Origin of the sequence: Gracilibacillus sp. YIM 98692, assembly GCF_010993965.1 — a bacterium.
Classification (GTDB): Bacteria; Bacillota; Bacilli; order Bacillales; family Amphibacillaceae; genus Gracilibacillus.
Genome location: NZ_WIXM01000012.1, coordinates 48,266 through 63,470, shown reverse-complemented (window position 1 = coordinate 63,470; position 15,205 = coordinate 48,266). Strand labels below are relative to the sequence as shown.

The 15,205-nt window shown below is 36.1% G+C and carries 16 protein-coding genes; 7 read left to right on the top strand and 9 right to left on the bottom strand.

Annotation, left to right across the window (positions count from 1 at the left end; all coding sequences use genetic code 11):
• Positions 1-180: 180 nt before the first annotated feature.
• From GHD00_RS12230 to GHD00_RS12205, 6 genes are all read right to left on the bottom strand, one after another.
• Positions 181-1,944, bottom strand: coding sequence for a glycoside hydrolase family 2 protein (locus GHD00_RS12230; RefSeq protein ID WP_163538456.1), 1,764 nt, complete (start codon positions 1,942-1,944; stop codon positions 181-183).
• A 19-nt stretch (positions 1,945-1,963) separates the two neighbouring features.
• A complete protein-coding gene (locus tag GHD00_RS12225; protein WP_163538455.1) occupies positions 1,964-2,797 on the bottom strand; it encodes a carbohydrate ABC transporter permease in 834 nt (277 codons plus the stop codon).
• A 1-nt stretch (position 2,798) separates the two neighbouring features.
• On the bottom strand, positions 2,799-3,707 hold the full coding sequence (locus GHD00_RS12220) for a carbohydrate ABC transporter permease (protein WP_163538454.1): 909 nt from the start codon (positions 3,705-3,707) through the stop codon (positions 2,799-2,801).
• 75 nt (positions 3,708-3,782) lie between these two features.
• A complete protein-coding gene (locus tag GHD00_RS12215; protein WP_163538453.1) occupies positions 3,783-5,057 on the bottom strand; it encodes an ABC transporter substrate-binding protein in 1,275 nt (424 codons plus the stop codon).
• 166 nt (positions 5,058-5,223) lie between these two features.
• Positions 5,224-6,150 carry an ArsR/SmtB family transcription factor gene (locus GHD00_RS12210; RefSeq protein WP_163538452.1) on the bottom strand — a complete coding sequence of 309 codons (927 nt, stop codon included), beginning with the start codon at positions 6,148-6,150 and terminating at the stop codon, positions 5,224-5,226.
• A gap of 78 nt (positions 6,151-6,228) precedes the next feature.
• A complete protein-coding gene (locus GHD00_RS12205; RefSeq protein ID WP_163538451.1) occupies positions 6,229-7,257 on the bottom strand; it encodes a family 43 glycosylhydrolase in 1,029 nt (342 codons plus the stop codon).
• A 673-nt stretch (positions 7,258-7,930) separates the two neighbouring features.
• On the opposite strand from GHD00_RS12205, the gene GHD00_RS12200 reads away from it, so the two are divergent.
• Positions 7,931-8,932 carry an Rpn family recombination-promoting nuclease/putative transposase gene (locus GHD00_RS12200; protein WP_240468681.1) on the top strand — a complete coding sequence of 334 codons (1,002 nt, stop codon included), beginning with the start codon at positions 7,931-7,933 and terminating at the stop codon, positions 8,930-8,932.
• A 56-nt stretch (positions 8,933-8,988) separates the two neighbouring features.
• Here the strand turns inward: GHD00_RS12200 and GHD00_RS12195 are convergent, their stop codons facing one another.
• Positions 8,989-9,510: a hypothetical protein gene (locus GHD00_RS12195; protein WP_163538449.1), complete on the bottom strand. Its 522-nt coding sequence runs from the start codon at positions 9,508-9,510 to the stop codon at positions 8,989-8,991.
• Positions 9,511-9,750: 240 nt separating this feature from the next.
• Positions 9,751-9,984, bottom strand: a complete 234-nt coding sequence (tlp, locus tag GHD00_RS12190) for a small acid-soluble spore protein Tlp (protein WP_163538448.1) — start codon at positions 9,982-9,984, stop codon at positions 9,751-9,753.
• A 273-nt stretch (positions 9,985-10,257) separates the two neighbouring features.
• Here tlp and GHD00_RS21290 point away from each other — a divergent pair, with 273 nt between their 5' ends.
• From GHD00_RS21290 to GHD00_RS12170, 4 genes are all read left to right on the top strand, one after another.
• A complete protein-coding gene (locus GHD00_RS21290; protein ID WP_276208279.1) occupies positions 10,258-10,383 on the top strand; it encodes a hypothetical protein in 126 nt (41 codons plus the stop codon).
• Positions 10,384-10,395: 12 nt separating this feature from the next.
• Positions 10,396-10,509, top strand: coding sequence for a hypothetical protein (locus GHD00_RS21380; protein WP_346427647.1), 114 nt, complete (start codon positions 10,396-10,398; stop codon positions 10,507-10,509).
• A gap of 347 nt (positions 10,510-10,856) precedes the next feature.
• Positions 10,857-11,093 (top strand): hypothetical protein, encoded by a 237-nt coding sequence (locus GHD00_RS12175; RefSeq protein WP_163538447.1) that lies wholly within the window; start codon positions 10,857-10,859, stop codon positions 11,091-11,093.
• Between the two features lie 594 nt (positions 11,094-11,687).
• On the top strand, positions 11,688-12,386 hold the full coding sequence (locus GHD00_RS12170) for a YetF domain-containing protein (RefSeq protein WP_163538446.1): 699 nt from the start codon (positions 11,688-11,690) through the stop codon (positions 12,384-12,386).
• A 162-nt stretch (positions 12,387-12,548) separates the two neighbouring features.
• Here GHD00_RS12170 and GHD00_RS12165 read toward each other — a convergent pair whose 3' ends face one another.
• Positions 12,549-13,400, bottom strand: a complete 852-nt coding sequence (locus tag GHD00_RS12165; protein WP_163538445.1) for a DegV family protein — start codon at positions 13,398-13,400, stop codon at positions 12,549-12,551.
• A gap of 203 nt (positions 13,401-13,603) precedes the next feature.
• Here GHD00_RS12165 and GHD00_RS12160 point away from each other — a divergent pair, with 203 nt between their 5' ends.
• Together GHD00_RS12160 and GHD00_RS12155 are read left to right on the top strand one after the other, a co-directional pair.
• Entirely contained in the window at positions 13,604-14,392 is a 789-nt protein-coding gene (locus GHD00_RS12160; RefSeq protein WP_163538444.1) for a hypothetical protein, read from the top strand.
• Between the two features lie 3 nt (positions 14,393-14,395).
• Positions 14,396-14,854 carry a hypothetical protein gene (locus GHD00_RS12155; protein ID WP_163538443.1) on the top strand — a complete coding sequence of 153 codons (459 nt, stop codon included), beginning with the start codon at positions 14,396-14,398 and terminating at the stop codon, positions 14,852-14,854.
• Positions 14,855-15,205 lie beyond the last annotated feature (351 nt).

The window sequence follows — 15,205 nt, the reverse complement described above, 5'->3', positions numbered from 1 at the left end:
AGGATGTGGGTTAAAAAGGAAGTGGCAATATTAATTACCACTTCTTTATCACTTCTATTTCCGTATCAGAAAGTAATGGTCAGTAAGGAAGAATGCTCGACGTAGTAGACCATTTTAGGAAGATAGATAAGGGCAACTACGTCTCTGACTTCGCCAAAGGCTCGTCAATCGACGAGTTTTCTATTTAATTCGATCATTAATGGCTTTAATTTGTTTTAGGTCACATTTTGGTTTTCGGTCATACGTTAACAGACCATTTATTTCTTGTTCAACATCTGTTAGTTGGGTGTAACAAAAGCCGTGAATGACAGGGGATTCAGCTATTGCGTTGGTTACCTTCGCATATTCTTCGATTAATTGTTCGCCAGATTCTACAGCGGAATACCCCCAGCCGTCTGTGTTATCTACTTTATATGCGATACCGCCATACTCCGTTATTAAAATAGGCTCACCGTTATATTCAAAACCATTAGCATAAATAGAGCGATTGGCTGGTTCTGCTTGAATAGCAGTCTTCACATCTTTATATTGCTCTTGTATTTTGCTTGGGTCGTTATAGTTATGAATCGTACATAAATCAGATTTCGTATGCTCCCATCCATCATTTGAAATGACTGGTCTCGTTTGATCTAGGGATTTCGTTAAATAATACATGGCTAAGGAATGGTCTTGCTGCTGCTTGTCATGAGCCACTCTAGAAATGCCCCAGCTCTCATTTAATGGTACCCAGGCAACAACACTAGGATGGCTGTAATCGCGAGTTACGGCATCTGCCCATTCTTTGCTAATTCTCCTTACTGCATCCTCACTATACTCTGAGCAATTGGCCATCTCACCCCAAACTAAAAAGCCAAGTTTATCTGCCCAGTATAAAAAGCGAGGATCTTCGATTTTTTGATGTTTTCTGGCACCATTGAACCCCATTTCCTTTGATAAAAGAATGTCCTCTTTTAAAGCTTGATCGGAGGGAGCCGTTAATAATCCTTCTCGAAAGTATCCTTGATCTAATATTAACTTCTGATAATAGGCTTTATTATTTAGCATGAATTTCCCGTTTTCGATGGAGACTTTTCTCATGCCGAAATAGCTATGAACGATATCTTCCGATTGCCCATCATTCAAGAGTGTCAATTGTACATCAAATAGATTAGGATGTTCCGGACTCCAGTACCAACCCGGACCATGGATATTACTTCTATCTGTGAAACGGTTGCGAATATTGATGCTGCGTTTCAAGTAATCTTCCATGATTTCAAATGTATCCGAAACTATCTTTTTCTCATTAAAATAGATATCTACTTGTAATTGTGCTTGATTCACCAAAGATAGATTAGCTAGTTCTGCTTCTAAATCGACATTACCCTCATCAATATCAGGTGTCCAACGAATGGTTTTGATTCGAGTAGCAGGTACTGGTTCCAGCCATACTGTTTGCCATATACCTGTTGTTCTCGTATAAAAAATAGATGCAGATTTTTCATGCCAATACTGTTTACCTCTTGGAATGGTCACATCCTCAGATGGATCTTCTACTCTAATCACTAACTCATTGTCTGTGACTTCCACAAAATTTGTAATATCAACATAAAACGGTGTATGACCACCTTCATGCTGCTTAACCAACTGTCCATTGACATAAACGGCTGCATGATAATCAACCGCTCCAAAGTGTAATAGAATATGTTCCCCTTTCCAATCCGTATCGATATCAAATGAACGACGATACCAAACAGTATCATGAAAACTTGGGTCATGTATGCCGCTATTTTCTGTTTGATAGGCAAAGGGTACATTGATTTTCATCTTTTTTGGAAAGTCTTTATACCATTTTTCTTTTATTCCTATATTGTTATCATCGAATGCAAAATCCCATTCACCGTTTAGATTAACCCATCTATCTCGCTGAAATTGTGGTGTGGGGTATTCTGTTTTTAAGTTTGCCATAATCTATAAACCTCCAAATCTACTTAATTCCTGTTTGTGTAATACCTTTGATAAGTTGTTTTTGTCCGATTAGAAAAATAATTAAAATCGGAACAGTAGCAATCGTGGTTAGTGCCATTAATTTTCCGTAGGATGATACAAAACTACCTTGCTGCATAACAGCAATACCTGTTGTGATCGTTCTCATTTCTGGTGAGTTTGTCGCAACCAATGGCCATAAAAAATCATTATATATTTGCATAAACGAAAATATCGCTAACGTCCACATAATCGGTCTTGCTGATGGGATTACCACCCTTGTGAATATCTTCCATTTGTTCGCTCCATCTAATACTGCAGCTTCTTCCAACTCTTTCGGAAAACCTTTGAAGAATTGAAATAATAAAAATACTCCAAAAGCATTTGCGGTGTATGGAAAGATTAATGCTGCGTAAGTGTTTAATAATCCTAAATTACTGAATTGCATATATAAAGGTAAAAAAGTGATAACAAATGGTATCATTAAAGTACTAATAAAAATACTAAATAACGTCTTTTTAAAAGGAACATCTAGCCTCGCAAGGGCATAAGCTGCCATCGCATCAACGGTTACAATAATGACTGTGCCAGCGATACCAACAAAAATAGAATTAAACATCCATGTGAATATCGGGACATCGACACCTTGCGAAAATAAAGTATAGGTATAATTCTCCCATGTAAAATCCTTTGGGATCCAGTTAAGACCGCCAGCAATTGCTTCGAAGTCATTTTTAAATGAAGTCGAAATCATCCATAATAATGGAATTAAAAATATTGCGGCTATCACGGTGGCTAAAATAATTAGAAACGTCTTTTTCCCATATTGTTTCATCTTAATTGCCTCCTTGTTTCTTTGGACTAGAGATTTTAAATTGGATGATGGAGACAACAATCATAATAAGTGCCATTAAAATCGCCATAGCTGATGCTGATCCTAATTCTCTTTGGTTAAAGGCTTGATCAACAATACTCATTAATAAAACCTCAGTAGAGTCACCCGGTCCGCCTCTGGTCATTAAATAAGGTTGTCCATATACATTAAACGATGCAATAGTAGACGTTATCACAACAAACAACATAATCGGACGGATGGATGGTAATGTGATATGAATAAAATTACTCCAAGCACCCGCACCATCTATAGAAGATGCTTCATATAATTCTTCTGGAACTTCATTAAGCGCATTGATAAAAATAATCATATTAAAACCTATCGTCCACCAAATCGTAGCCCCTACAATGGAAATCCATGCATATGGCAGTTCTGTTAGCCATGCGATCGGCGATATGCCCAGTTTCATCAGAAAATTGTTAAGCAAACCTGAATTCGTATCTAATATCCATAGAAATAAAATAGATATAACGGAAACCGAAATCGCATAGGGGATAAAATAAATAGTTCGAAATAATCCTCTAATCTTACCTGGCAAGCTATTTAATAATAATGCCAACCCTAAACCAATAATAACTAGCAGCGGCACAGAGTAGATAACAAACTGAATGGTTTTCCATAAACCTTCAAAAAATAAATCGGATAGCGAAGACCCAAAAGAAAATATTTCCATATAGTTTTCAAGTCCGATAAACGGATTCTCTTGAGACAATAAGTTATAATCGTGAAAACTAATATAAATCCCATACAATAAAGGGAAAAATAGAAACGAAATAAATAAAAAGAGATAGGGTACTACAAATAAAAACGATGTAAATTTAGATTTTAATGTTGTTTTTTGATTGTACATACTTACAATCACCTCCGACAAAGCCTGTTTAATCTGGGGAAAAGCAGCAAAGTCGCTGCTTTTCTCCATCTAAATTTACTCTAATGAGTTGGAAGCTTTTTCTTGCGCCTCTTCTAACGCTTCTTCCACACTTGCTTGTCCTAACAGTGCAACATTGACAGCTTCCATTAACGGATCTGTTGCTAATCCCCAATTTTCAACTTTCGGGTTAAATACAGCATAATCAAATTGTTTGGCCACCTCTGGTGACTGCTTATTCACTTCTTGGAACTCATCACTTGTGTATACAGGTTTAGAAGCAGGTGCTTGTCCAGATTCTGCCCAAGCCATGCCATTATCACGTACATAACCTAAGAAATCTAAGATTCCTTCTGTTAATTCATCTGAAGTTTTCTCTGGAATCACAAAATTGTGTGAGTTACCAAAAACTGCATTTTGCTCTGTACCTAATTGCGGAACTGGTGCAACACCATAATTCATACCTGCATCTTCCCATTGCTGCATCATCCAAGGACCATTGAGCTGCATCGCACTTTTCCCTTGCAAGAATAAGGTTACTTCCCCATCCTGTTGCACATTTTTAGGAGACACTTCGTATTCTTCAATTAAAGCCTTTTCAAATTGTAATGCTTCTACTACAGCATCTGATGTGAAGTTGACTTGCCCATCTTCATATAAGGAGCCTCCATTTTGTGCCACAATCGTTGGGAAAATAAATTGTTGCGGCCATAGCGTCGGTACCGCAAAACCATATTGATTTTGCTCTGGATCTGTTAATTGTTGTGCATATTCAATAAATTCTTCACGATTTGTTGGCGGTGTTTCAGGATCTAAACCTGCAGCTTCAAATAGATCTTTATTCCAATAAAGCATTAATGGATGAATATCCAATGGTAATCCATATAGATTCCCATCAACTGTAGCACCCTCGATTGCTGTTTCATGATATTGATCAGTTGTTTCGTCGCCCAATAGATCATTTAAATTTTTAAGTACACCTTTTTCAGAATATGTGAAGATTTGATCCCCATGCATAATCATCGCATCCGGCATGTTCTCTTCCCCATTAAAAGCTAAATCAACATTTGTATAATAATCGGACTGTGGAACAATTTGAAAATCAACATTGTAATCGGCTTGAGATTCATTATATCCATCTACAATTTCTTTCATTTTAGGACCATCCGGACCTGAGAAAGGTGCCCAAAATGTGATATCTTGCGTTTCTGTATTTTGATTATCTTGCTCATCACTACCTTGATTGTCACTATCCGTATTTTCTCCTTCTGAACTACAAGCAACAATGGCTGCCATCAACAACATAAAGATTGATAATTTAAAAAATTTCACTTTGTTCACTCCTCTTTTTTTATTAAGCGCTTACTTATAAATAATATATAACTGGATCCAACAAACATAATGTAACATATTTAATTGTCATATATCAAGTTTTATTGTAATAAAAGTTTTTAAAAAAAGCTGAACCATTAATAAAATAATGGTTCAGCTAAGCTGTTTATTGTTCAGAAGTACTGTTATGACTTACCTTCATTAGTATTCCTTGTTCATAATTACCAAATTTTGAACCAAATAAATTTAGTCCACCTTTATTTTCGGCATCTTCCTTTATTCCAATTTTAAATGATATAAAAGGTTTCTCATGAACTTTTATATCATTTATGGTGATTTGGTCCGACATTTTTACGCCATCAAGAAATACTCCTTCTTCATTTAACCTCCAGTTTTTTAACAATCCATATTGAGTATGGTTGGACATCCACCAATCTGGAGTTAAAAATCCCCTTTCTCCACCAAAATCACCAGGTGAAGTCCATGTACCAATTTCGATATCATTTATCCAAAAGGTAATATCGGATGGCCAGTCCAGCTTATAGAGCGGGGCTTCCGAGCATAATTCTGTACTAAATTCAATTTGGGTTGCTCTGCTTCCAAATGGAACACGATTAGGGAAACGATATTCTAAAAATCCCATTCTGAAGAAAATTAATTCTGCTTCGGTTCGCTCCTTCTCATAAAAAGAACGAGGATCGTCTTGCATGCCTATATAATCATCAAGACCGACAATACCGCAGCTTGGCTCTACATGACAATCTAAGTAATCACCGATTGGCATTTCATAGGTAATCATGTTTTCGTTTGTTTGTTCTATAGGTCCAATACCAATCACAATTTGATCATAGTTTCGTGTATTAATTTTCTGTGTCCCCCTGCCTGGGACCATTTCAGTCTTAATTAAGTTAACTTCTTCTAGTTTTTTTACATTGACAGCAGTTGTGGAAAAAGGCAAGCCTAACTTTTCAGATAGTTCATTGACATTATGCGGCCGCTCACTTAATAATTTTAAGATTGCCATTCGATGTTTATTAGAGATAGCTTTACAAACTTCTAGAGCCTCTTCAAATGATAATTCTAAACTCCTCAATTCACTCACGCCTTTTATTATATAAAATATTGTAATAATATCATATCATGAATGGGATAGATATTTCATCTTTAATTCTTATTCTATAATAGGCGCTTGTTGTTCTGCTGTGTTTGGCTGGTTTCCTTCTACATAAGGCCAGCCATCTTCCCATTTAAAACGGTCAATAAATAAAGGTCTTCTTGTAGCGCCTGTCCATAAAGTCGGGTCTTCACGATGAATGCCATGATAGACGATCCAATCATCCCCATGGTCATCTGTGATGATGGCATTATGTCCAGGACCAACGATTGCCCCATCATTTTGCTTGGATAAAATAACCGTCCCACTACTATTTCTTAAGTCATTTCCTTCTTTGTCTACATACGGACCTTCTAACTGTTCCGCTCTTCCCACCGTCACTTGATATGTACTGTTTTCACCATCACAACAACTACCTGTTGAACCAAAAAAGTAATAATAGCCATCCCTTTTGATGATATAAGGTGCTTCAAACGCATTTCCTGCGATTTGAAATTTCTCACCATCGACGGCTAATCCGTCATCTGTTAATCTAACTCCATAAATCCCGTGAAAACTCCCCCAAAATAAATAAGAAGATTCATTCTCTGTTTGATAATAAAAAGGGTCAATGGAATTTTGGACACCAATTTCTTCACTTGTAAAAAGCTTACCCTTATCTTCAAAAGGACCAGTTGGTGATTCAGATGTAGCTACGCCAATACCCGGATTTGCATCTCCCCAAATGGATAGAGAATAGTATAAATAATAGGTATCTCCTACTTTCTGAATATCAGGCGCCCACAAACTTCCGGCTCCTTTCCAAGTCGGTTTTTCTTCAAAAGCAGGTCCAACATACTCCCAATCCACTAAATCTTTTGATCGTACGATTGGAATAAGAACTGGTTTACTGACATCGTCCCAAGCATCTTCTGTCCCATAGGCATAAAAATAGCCATCGTCTGCTCTTATGATGGATGGATCTGCAAGGACTGGTTCATACACTGGGTTTTGGAATGTTTCTTCTGTTGTTCGCTCTTGTTCACTACAACCTAACAAAAGGAAAAATGAACTGATAATAAACAAATTTATTATCCATGTACGCATTATAAGCCTCCTCTCCAGATAATTAATTTAAATTATAAAGAGGAGGTTTGAAATTTACAATGGTTTATTACATATTTTTTTGTTTTATTATAATTTTATATGTAATTAGGTTTTGCTGTCTGATTTTTGGGTACGAAAATAAGCAGGAGTTTGAGTGCTCCTGCTTATTCTGAGAAATGGGGATTTTTCGAATCCAATGGGGGGGATTAGATGAATGCTTGGTAATTCCTAATGATTAATTTCTTCCTCCTCGAGCATTTGATCTGCCTTTATTTCTTTTTTGTTCATTTGGCACTTTGTCGACACCGTTTCTTTTTTCCTTGTGCGCATGTGAATCCTTAACCATGTTTTCCCTCCACTATCCTCTAAGTATAGTAAGTCAGTACATATAATAACCGGAACGTGTAGTATTATTCACAGCTTGATATCTATATATGAAGGCAAGATTCGATAAGTAAGTCGAATAGGGATTTTAGTGATTGATTGTTTGGTGTGGGTGAATTTGTTGGAGGAGTTGTTGTTGTGTGGAGCATGCGGCTGGCTTTTTTTTAGCTGTATAAAAGGGTAATTTTGTATAACTGTCAATTATTAAATAATACTTGTGTTTTTTGCATGTACATGATATATTATTGACAGAACATGTGTTCCTTGATTGTTATGATACAGAAAGTAGATGATAACATTGAATGTTCAAAATCCGCATGATAAGTTTTTTAAAGAAACTTTTTCTAATTCGGAAGTAGTTAAAGATTTTATCCAACATTATTTCCCGCCAGTACTTTTGAATCTTGTCGATTTAAACTCCATTCAACCACAAAAAGACAGTTTCATTAACAAAGACCTTCAAGAACACTTTTCAGATATGCTATTCCGATTAAACATCAATGAACAACAAGGCTACTTGTATCTTCTGTTTGAACATAAAAGCTTTGTCAGTCAAAATATCTCCATTCAATTACTGAAATACATGATTGAAATTTGGCAGGCAAAAAAAACGAAAGAGCAGCAGTCTCATGTACCGATAATTATTCCATTAGTGATTTTTCATGGCAAAGATAAATGGAACACTCCCCGGTCATTAGGTGAGTTGATCGATGGATATATGAGTTTACCTAAAAAAGTAAAGAAATATGTTCCAGATTATGAATATATATTATATGATATTTCAAGCTATGAAGATGAAGAGATCAAAGGAGTTGCGCAGTTAAAGATTTTACTGACGATATTTCGCGATATCTTTACAGAAGAGCAAGATATACTACGCAACTCGATCCAACGTTCCACGGAATATTTGCTTGAGTTGGAAGATCAAACTACAGCCATTCAATATTTTGAAACCTTTTTTCGATATATTTTTCATACCGCTGGGGAACTTACAGATCAAGATTTTCGTGATATCATAGAACATGTAGAGAAAACTTATCCAGAAGGGAGCGAATTGGTAATGACGTTAGCGGAGAGATTCCAAGAAAAAGGGAGACAGCAAGGAATACATCAAGGTGAAACCAAGGCCCTTGCCAAAACAGCGATAAAATTGATCGCAAAATATATAGCTCCTGTACCTGAAAAAATGGCAGAACAAATAAAAAAACAAGACATTTCCACATTGGAGACGATTATCGAAAATGTTTATGAACACCAAAATTTAAAGGAGATAGAGCGATATTTAACGTAGTTCATCGAATTTTGTTGAATGAAGGTTGATCATAAGCTGGAGGTGGATACTGCTGTTTACTCGTTATATAATTTCTTATTGATCTCCATCGCTTCTTCATAACTGTTGGCGGGAGCTGAAATTCTTAAATCGGTACCAGTTTTTCTGCTTTCTCCTATTGGCTCTAGAACGACGATATTCAGCTCCTCAAAATCTTCTGAAATCCACATGGCACCGAATGATTCTAAGATAGGCTTTCCATCTTCCACTGTTGTATAGACTAATGATGCTATTCCGTTTCTTGTGTTTTGATGAAAGGTAAGTTCGATTAAGTTGTAATTTTTTGTAAATTCATAATTGTCGATCATGAATTCTCCCTTGAAGGTGCGATTGCGAAATAGCGGTCGTTGCAAAGTGCCATTTATTTTAACTGTCGTTTTCTCCGCACTATCTGGCTTTCCTACGCGATATTGGATTGCTGAAAATTCTTCGTTAATTTTTGTAGGAAATGGATAAAAATAAAGAAAGCAAGTCACAGCTGCTACTAGGATAGAAAACCAAATAGTGATCGTCTTTATTTTTGTTTTCACCCAATGCATATGTGCTTCATCACCTACCTTTTGTATGTATGATTTATTGAAAAGCAAATGAATCAATGGGTCCTTTACGAAAATTTTTCCTATGATATATTATACCATTTTATTAAAAGGTAATGGCTTTCAGTATTTTTTAGGAGAATGGGCGTTTGATATTCACCATATTTACGAAAAAATGCATACAGAAGTTTCATTCTGTATGCATTCCATCTATTATTTGATCCTCTTAAATGAGAATGGATTCTATTGTTGATCGCGTGCTTCGTCTTTTATTTCTGCTCTCATTCCCGAAATGGCTTCTTCTCTACGACGATTTTTTTCTTTAATTTTTTCTTTTTCTTCAGGTGAAGCAAATTCCATGGTGTCATGTGCCGCTTCAATATTTTCTATCGTATCTTGTACCTTATGTTGTAATTTTTCCACATTATCTGAGCGGTCATCTGGATTTGGCTGGTTATGATGCTTTGCCACTTTCATTCCTCCTTCAACTATAGTTATTTTTATTATGGGAAAGGACGAAAAAAATATGTATTTGTTCGTGTTCCTATTACTTTTCGTGGGTGGACAGGTTAATTCTTGGAATGAAAAGTGATAGCTTTCATGCTATGGTTAACAATAAAGTCATTTTACTTTATAATTTTGATAAACAGTATATTGGTTTAATAAGACGAGAGGATGTTGTACCTGCAGAGGAATGTTATGAAAGTTATTGTGCTATAGATCCAAGTTTATATTAGGGGATGATAAAATATGAATGACTCCTTAAAGCGATATGCTCAAATTCGTGGTGATGACCAGGTGCAAAGTTTGCAACTCGAAGGTAAAATTGCTGCACAAATTAAAACGGTACGACAGAGTTTGAAATTATCACAATAACAACTTGCTGATATCGCAGGTATTCCAAAGTCAACAATAGGAAGAATAGAAGCAGGCTTAACTAGTCCAAAAGTAAGAAACTTTATTACGACTATCAAAAGCATTAGATACTCCTTTTGTTATTGATGGAACTATGGAAGATAAAAATATGTATCTAAAAATTTAGTGTAGAGCGCCGGTTACTTCTGAAAAAAGGGGGATGGGTGCTTTTTTGTTTAATTATATGTGAAATGATGAGCAAGTAGCCGATATCAGAAAATAGGACTAAATACAGACAGCGCACATACCTGTTCGGTCGTATTGTTTTTGATGACGTTGAATTCTATTTGAAATAACCTAAGGATGCCGTCAAGACTAGTGTTGCTTTTACCATTTTACTTTAAGTCTCATATCTAGTGTATACTTTTCAAAATAATGAAGATAGAGAATGATTTTTCAAGAGAGGGGGTATGGAAGCGTTTTATTAGCAGTTTGTGAAGGGGAAGAAGCGAGGAACTACGGATAGAAGTGTTCTAACAGCAGTAAGAGAAGAGAAAGCAGGGAAAACTGCGAATAGAAGCATTCTAACGGCAGTAAGAGAAGAGAAAGCAGGGAAAAGTGCGGATAGAAGCATTCTAACGGCAGTAAGAGAAGAGAAAGCAGGGAAAACTGCGAATAGAAGCATTCTAACGGCAAGAAAGCAGGGAAAACTGCGGATAAAAGCATTCTAACGGCAGTAAGAGAAGAGAAAGCAGGGAAAAGTGCGGATAGAAGCATTCTAACGGCAGTAAGAGAAGAGAAAGCAGGGAAAACTGCGAATAGAAGCATTCTAACGGCAGTAAGAGAAGAGAAAGCAGGGAAAACTGCGGATAAAAGCATTCTAACGGCAGTAAGAGAAGAGAAAGCAGGGAAAAACTGCGAATAGAAGCATTCTAACGGCAGTAAGAGAAGAGAAAGCAGGGAAAACTGCGAATAGAAGCATTCTAACGGCAGTAAGAGAAGAGAAAGCAGGGAAAACTGCGAATAGAAGCGTTCTAACGGCAGTAAGAGAAGAGAAAGCAGGGAAAACTGCGAATAGAAGCATTCTAACGGCAGTAAGAGAAGAGAAAGCAGGGAAAAACTGCGAATAGAAGCATTCTAACAGCAGTAAGAGAAGAGGAAGCAGGGAAAACTGCGAATAAAAGCACTGTAATGCCAGGATGTGGTAGGGTATCAAGTATGGATTTTTGTGATTAATGGTATGATGTGGGCGGTTAGTCATTGCCATCATAATAGGAAGTATTTAGTGCACTATAAGAATACAAATGTAAAAGAGGTGGTAAACAGTGCAACTATCTGAATTATTGCTAAGAGTTTTTCTTGGGTTTATTGTTTTGTTTATTCTTGCAAGAACGATGGGTAGAAAAGAAATTAGTCAAATGACTTTTTTTAATTTTGTTTCAGCAATAGCCATCGGTACCATAACAGGAAGTCTTGTTATAAACCAAAATCTCAGTATTCGTAATGGTATTATTGCATTAGTTGGATGGACAATTATTACCCTTCTAATGGGTTATATCGATATAAAATTTAAAAAAGCAAGAAAGCTAACAACTGGTGAACCCATCATTGTTATAAAAGAAGGAAAGGTAATGGAAAATTCCCTAAGATCCACTCGTTTGGATATGGACGCTTTAAACGCTTTACTGCGTCAAAGTGGTGTGTTTTCTGTTCAAGATGTAGATTATGCCATTTTTGAAACTAGCGGGCAACTATCGGTACTAAAAAAACAAGAAAAGCTACCGGTGACGAAAAGTGATTTAAGTTTCCCAAATAAAGTTAAAGTCTATCCTACAGCTACTCAAGTTATAAGTGATGGTCAAGTTCATTTGACAAACCTTTCAAGACTGGATCTTGATGAAAATTGGCTGCAACAGCAATTACAGAACTCTGGGGTGAATTCCATTTCGGAAGTTTTTTATGCGGAAATTCAAACGGATGGAACGCTCTATATCGATTACAAAGACGATAATATGGTTCATTAATATTGTTACCATTATCCTGAGATGTCACTTACCCTAACGTAAATCGCATAAGGGTAAGTGATTTTATATGTGGGCAATGTTTTTGGCCAGGACTTCTGACGAAAGCAATCAAAAGCAGAGGATTTGGTATATTTCTGACTTTTTTTAAAAAGGTTTGGGATTTTATACTTCTAATCCTGCAATGCCGAAGCCTCCAGGTCCTGCGTGAGTGGAGATCACGGCGCCTGCTTGTATCCATCTTACGTGTTTGAAGCCGGAATCTTTTGCGATTTCATCCATCCGATGTTTGATCTTTTCGTCAAGTCCAAGTGAGTATATAAAATAAAGTTGTTCTCGATCGATATTATATTGCTTTAAATAATCATGCATCAGTTTTTCCGCCACGGAACTCCCTTTTCCACGATACTTTTTTGTTGAAACAAGCTGTCCTTCCACTAGGTCAATGCGTGGTTTTATTTTTAACAAAGATGCTCCGAGATAAGCCGCGTTACTTACACGTCCTCCAGCTTTTAAAAATTCTAACTTGCCGGGAACAAAGGACAGCCTTGCTTTGGGAACTTTGGATTTAATTTCTTCTGCTAATCGGGCAGGTTCAATGGTTGGTTCCTTTTCTAATAAGGTAACAGCATACATCACAATAGCAGCTAATCCACCTGTTACATTTAAAGTGTCAATGAGAGTAACATCATCAAATTCTTCTGCTGCAATAACGGCATTTTGAAAAGAAGAAGAAGCTTTTGACGTATAACCGATATGAATAATACTGCATCCAGGGAAGTCTGATTGAATGTTTTTGAAAAATTGTTCATATTCATGGATATTGGTGGCCGTTGTAGAGGGTATTTGTTTTGTACGATCATAGTAGTCATATATATCCTCAACCGGTAAGGAACCGTCTAAATAATCCTTGCCATCCATGATGATGTGCATCGGGACTACTTGCACCTCATGTTTTTCCACTAAATCTCTTGGTAAATCTGCTCCACTTTCCGTCGTTAAAATAATTTTTTTCAAAGTATACCCCTTTCTCCTACCATTCGCAATTGTACTTTCTTTTATTATAACTTACTTCTATCTGTTCTCGCTTTTTTACTATATGTTTTATAGGTACTGTTTATTTAAAAAAGAATCTGTTGAATCCAGTATAGTGCAACAAGGTATATAGTTCGTCCATCATGGAAATAACTTGTAAAAACAAAATTATAGTGGTGAACATAATGGAAAATTATACTAATGACAATACCGCTAGACGCTATAAAGCACATGTGAGTACTCTGGGAACTACTCAAATTCATTTAAGAAATCCATACATCATTGCTTGGTGGAGTGCTGCATTTCCTGGGTTTGGGCATTTACTTTTATCGAAATACTTGCGTGGTTTTGTTTTATTTATCTGGGAAGTAATCATTAATGTAAATGCAAATCTTAATTTAGCCATGATTTATTCCTTTCAAGGTGAGATTGAAATGGCCAAAGAAATATTAGATACTAGGTGGCTTTTAATATATATCCCTGTCTATTTCTTCGGAATTTGGGATAGTTACCGAACAACCATTGATATGAACAAAGTTTATCTATTAGCAGAACGTGAAGAACATTCATTTAACACTTTTAGTATTGGAGCACTTGAAATCAACTATTTAGATAAAAGAGATCCTGTAATGTCTGTCATATGGTCATTATTTGTTCCAGGTCTTGGGGAACTTTATATTCATAGAATTGTAACAGCTTTTTTTGTCATTATATGGGTAGTCTTATTTTCGTATTTTTCTCATGGTCTTGAAGCCATTTCTCTTTTGTTTTTAGGAAATGTCCAAGAAGCTACATCTGTCTTAAAACCTGAATGGTTTTTATTCTTCCCTTCGATATACGGATTTTCAGTTTTTGATTCATACATCAATACGGTAGAGAACAATAAGCTTTTTGAAAAAGAACAAAGAAAGTATTTGAAAGAAAACTATCAATCATCCACGTTTCAAATTTTAAAAGGACAAAAGGTGAAGTAAAAAATGCAAGTATTCTCCACATTTGAAAATAATGCCTTTGTAGAAATAGCTATTTCGATGCTAGAAAAAAAAGGGATAAAAAAAGAAAACATATTCGCCGTACCACTAGATAACCGCAAGGAAGTACGAAAGGTTTTTGATTCGCTTCATCGGTCTGATGGAACCTCACTTATTGATATTGGGATGGCACTTGCAACGGCATTTGCTGTTATTGGTGCCAGTATAGGCTTTAACTTAGCGTGGGGGCCTATATATTGGGGCTTAATCGGTGCGTTTGTTGGTTTTATGGTTGGGTTTGCCATTCGTCTTTTTACAGAAAAAGTATTGAAAAAGAAAAATAGGTTACTAAAGGGGAAACACTCAGAAATTATTTTAATTATTGACTGTGAGGAAGGATATGCAGAATTAGTTGAAAATATTTTGTGGAGTCACTATGCGTTAGGGGTAGCAAAAGTACAGTAAATGTTATTACATTTTTAATTGGATAAGGGCAAGTGTTGAACAAGGCGATCATCATTTGATTGATCGTCTTTTTCACTATCAGGATTTATAAATGGTTTAAGGTTGATAGTATAAGTAAAACTAAGGCTTTCGCCATTAGGATTTGGCGATAAGCCAAGTTTTTCTTTACCGTATCAGAAAATATAAATGGTCAGCAAGGAAGAATTCTCGACGTAGTAGACCATTTTAGGAAGATAGATAAGGGCAACTACGGCTTTGCTGTCACCTAAAGGCTCCGCAATCGCCGAGTTTTCTTTATCTATAAATAAAAGTTAATTGTTGGAATAATATGTTAACATGAGAAGAGATTGT

What these genes read in the sequence shown, in the direction of transcription:
- GHD00_RS12230 (WP_163538456.1), bottom strand. Translation starts at nt 1,944, where the DNA reads ATGGCAAACTTAAAAACAGAATACCCCACACCACAATTTCAGCGAGAT.
- GHD00_RS12225 (WP_163538455.1), bottom strand. Translation starts at nt 2,797, where the DNA reads ATGAAACAATATGGGAAAAAGACGTTTCTAATTATTTTAGCCACCGTG.
- GHD00_RS12220 (WP_163538454.1), bottom strand. Translation starts at nt 3,707, where the DNA reads ATGTACAATCAAAAAACAACATTAAAATCTAAATTTACATCGTTTTTA.
- GHD00_RS12205 (WP_163538451.1), bottom strand. Translation starts at nt 7,257, where the DNA reads ATGCGTACATGGATAATAAATTTGTTTATTATCAGTTCATTTTTCCTT.
- GHD00_RS12200 (WP_240468681.1), top strand. Translation starts at nt 7,931, where the DNA reads ATGATAACATTGAATGTTCAAAATCCGCATGATAAGTTTTTTAAAGAA.
- GHD00_RS12195 (WP_163538449.1), bottom strand. Translation starts at nt 9,510, where the DNA reads ATGCATTGGGTGAAAACAAAAATAAAGACGATCACTATTTGGTTTTCT.
- tlp (WP_163538448.1), bottom strand. Translation starts at nt 9,984, where the DNA reads ATGAAAGTGGCAAAGCATCATAACCAGCCAAATCCAGATGACCGCTCA.
- GHD00_RS21290 (WP_276208279.1), top strand. Translation starts at nt 10,258, where the DNA reads ATGAATGACTCCTTAAAGCGATATGCTCAAATTCGTGGTGATGACCAG.
- GHD00_RS12160 (WP_163538444.1), top strand. Translation starts at nt 13,604, where the DNA reads ATGGAAAATTATACTAATGACAATACCGCTAGACGCTATAAAGCACAT.
- GHD00_RS12155 (WP_163538443.1), top strand. Translation starts at nt 14,396, where the DNA reads ATGCAAGTATTCTCCACATTTGAAAATAATGCCTTTGTAGAAATAGCT.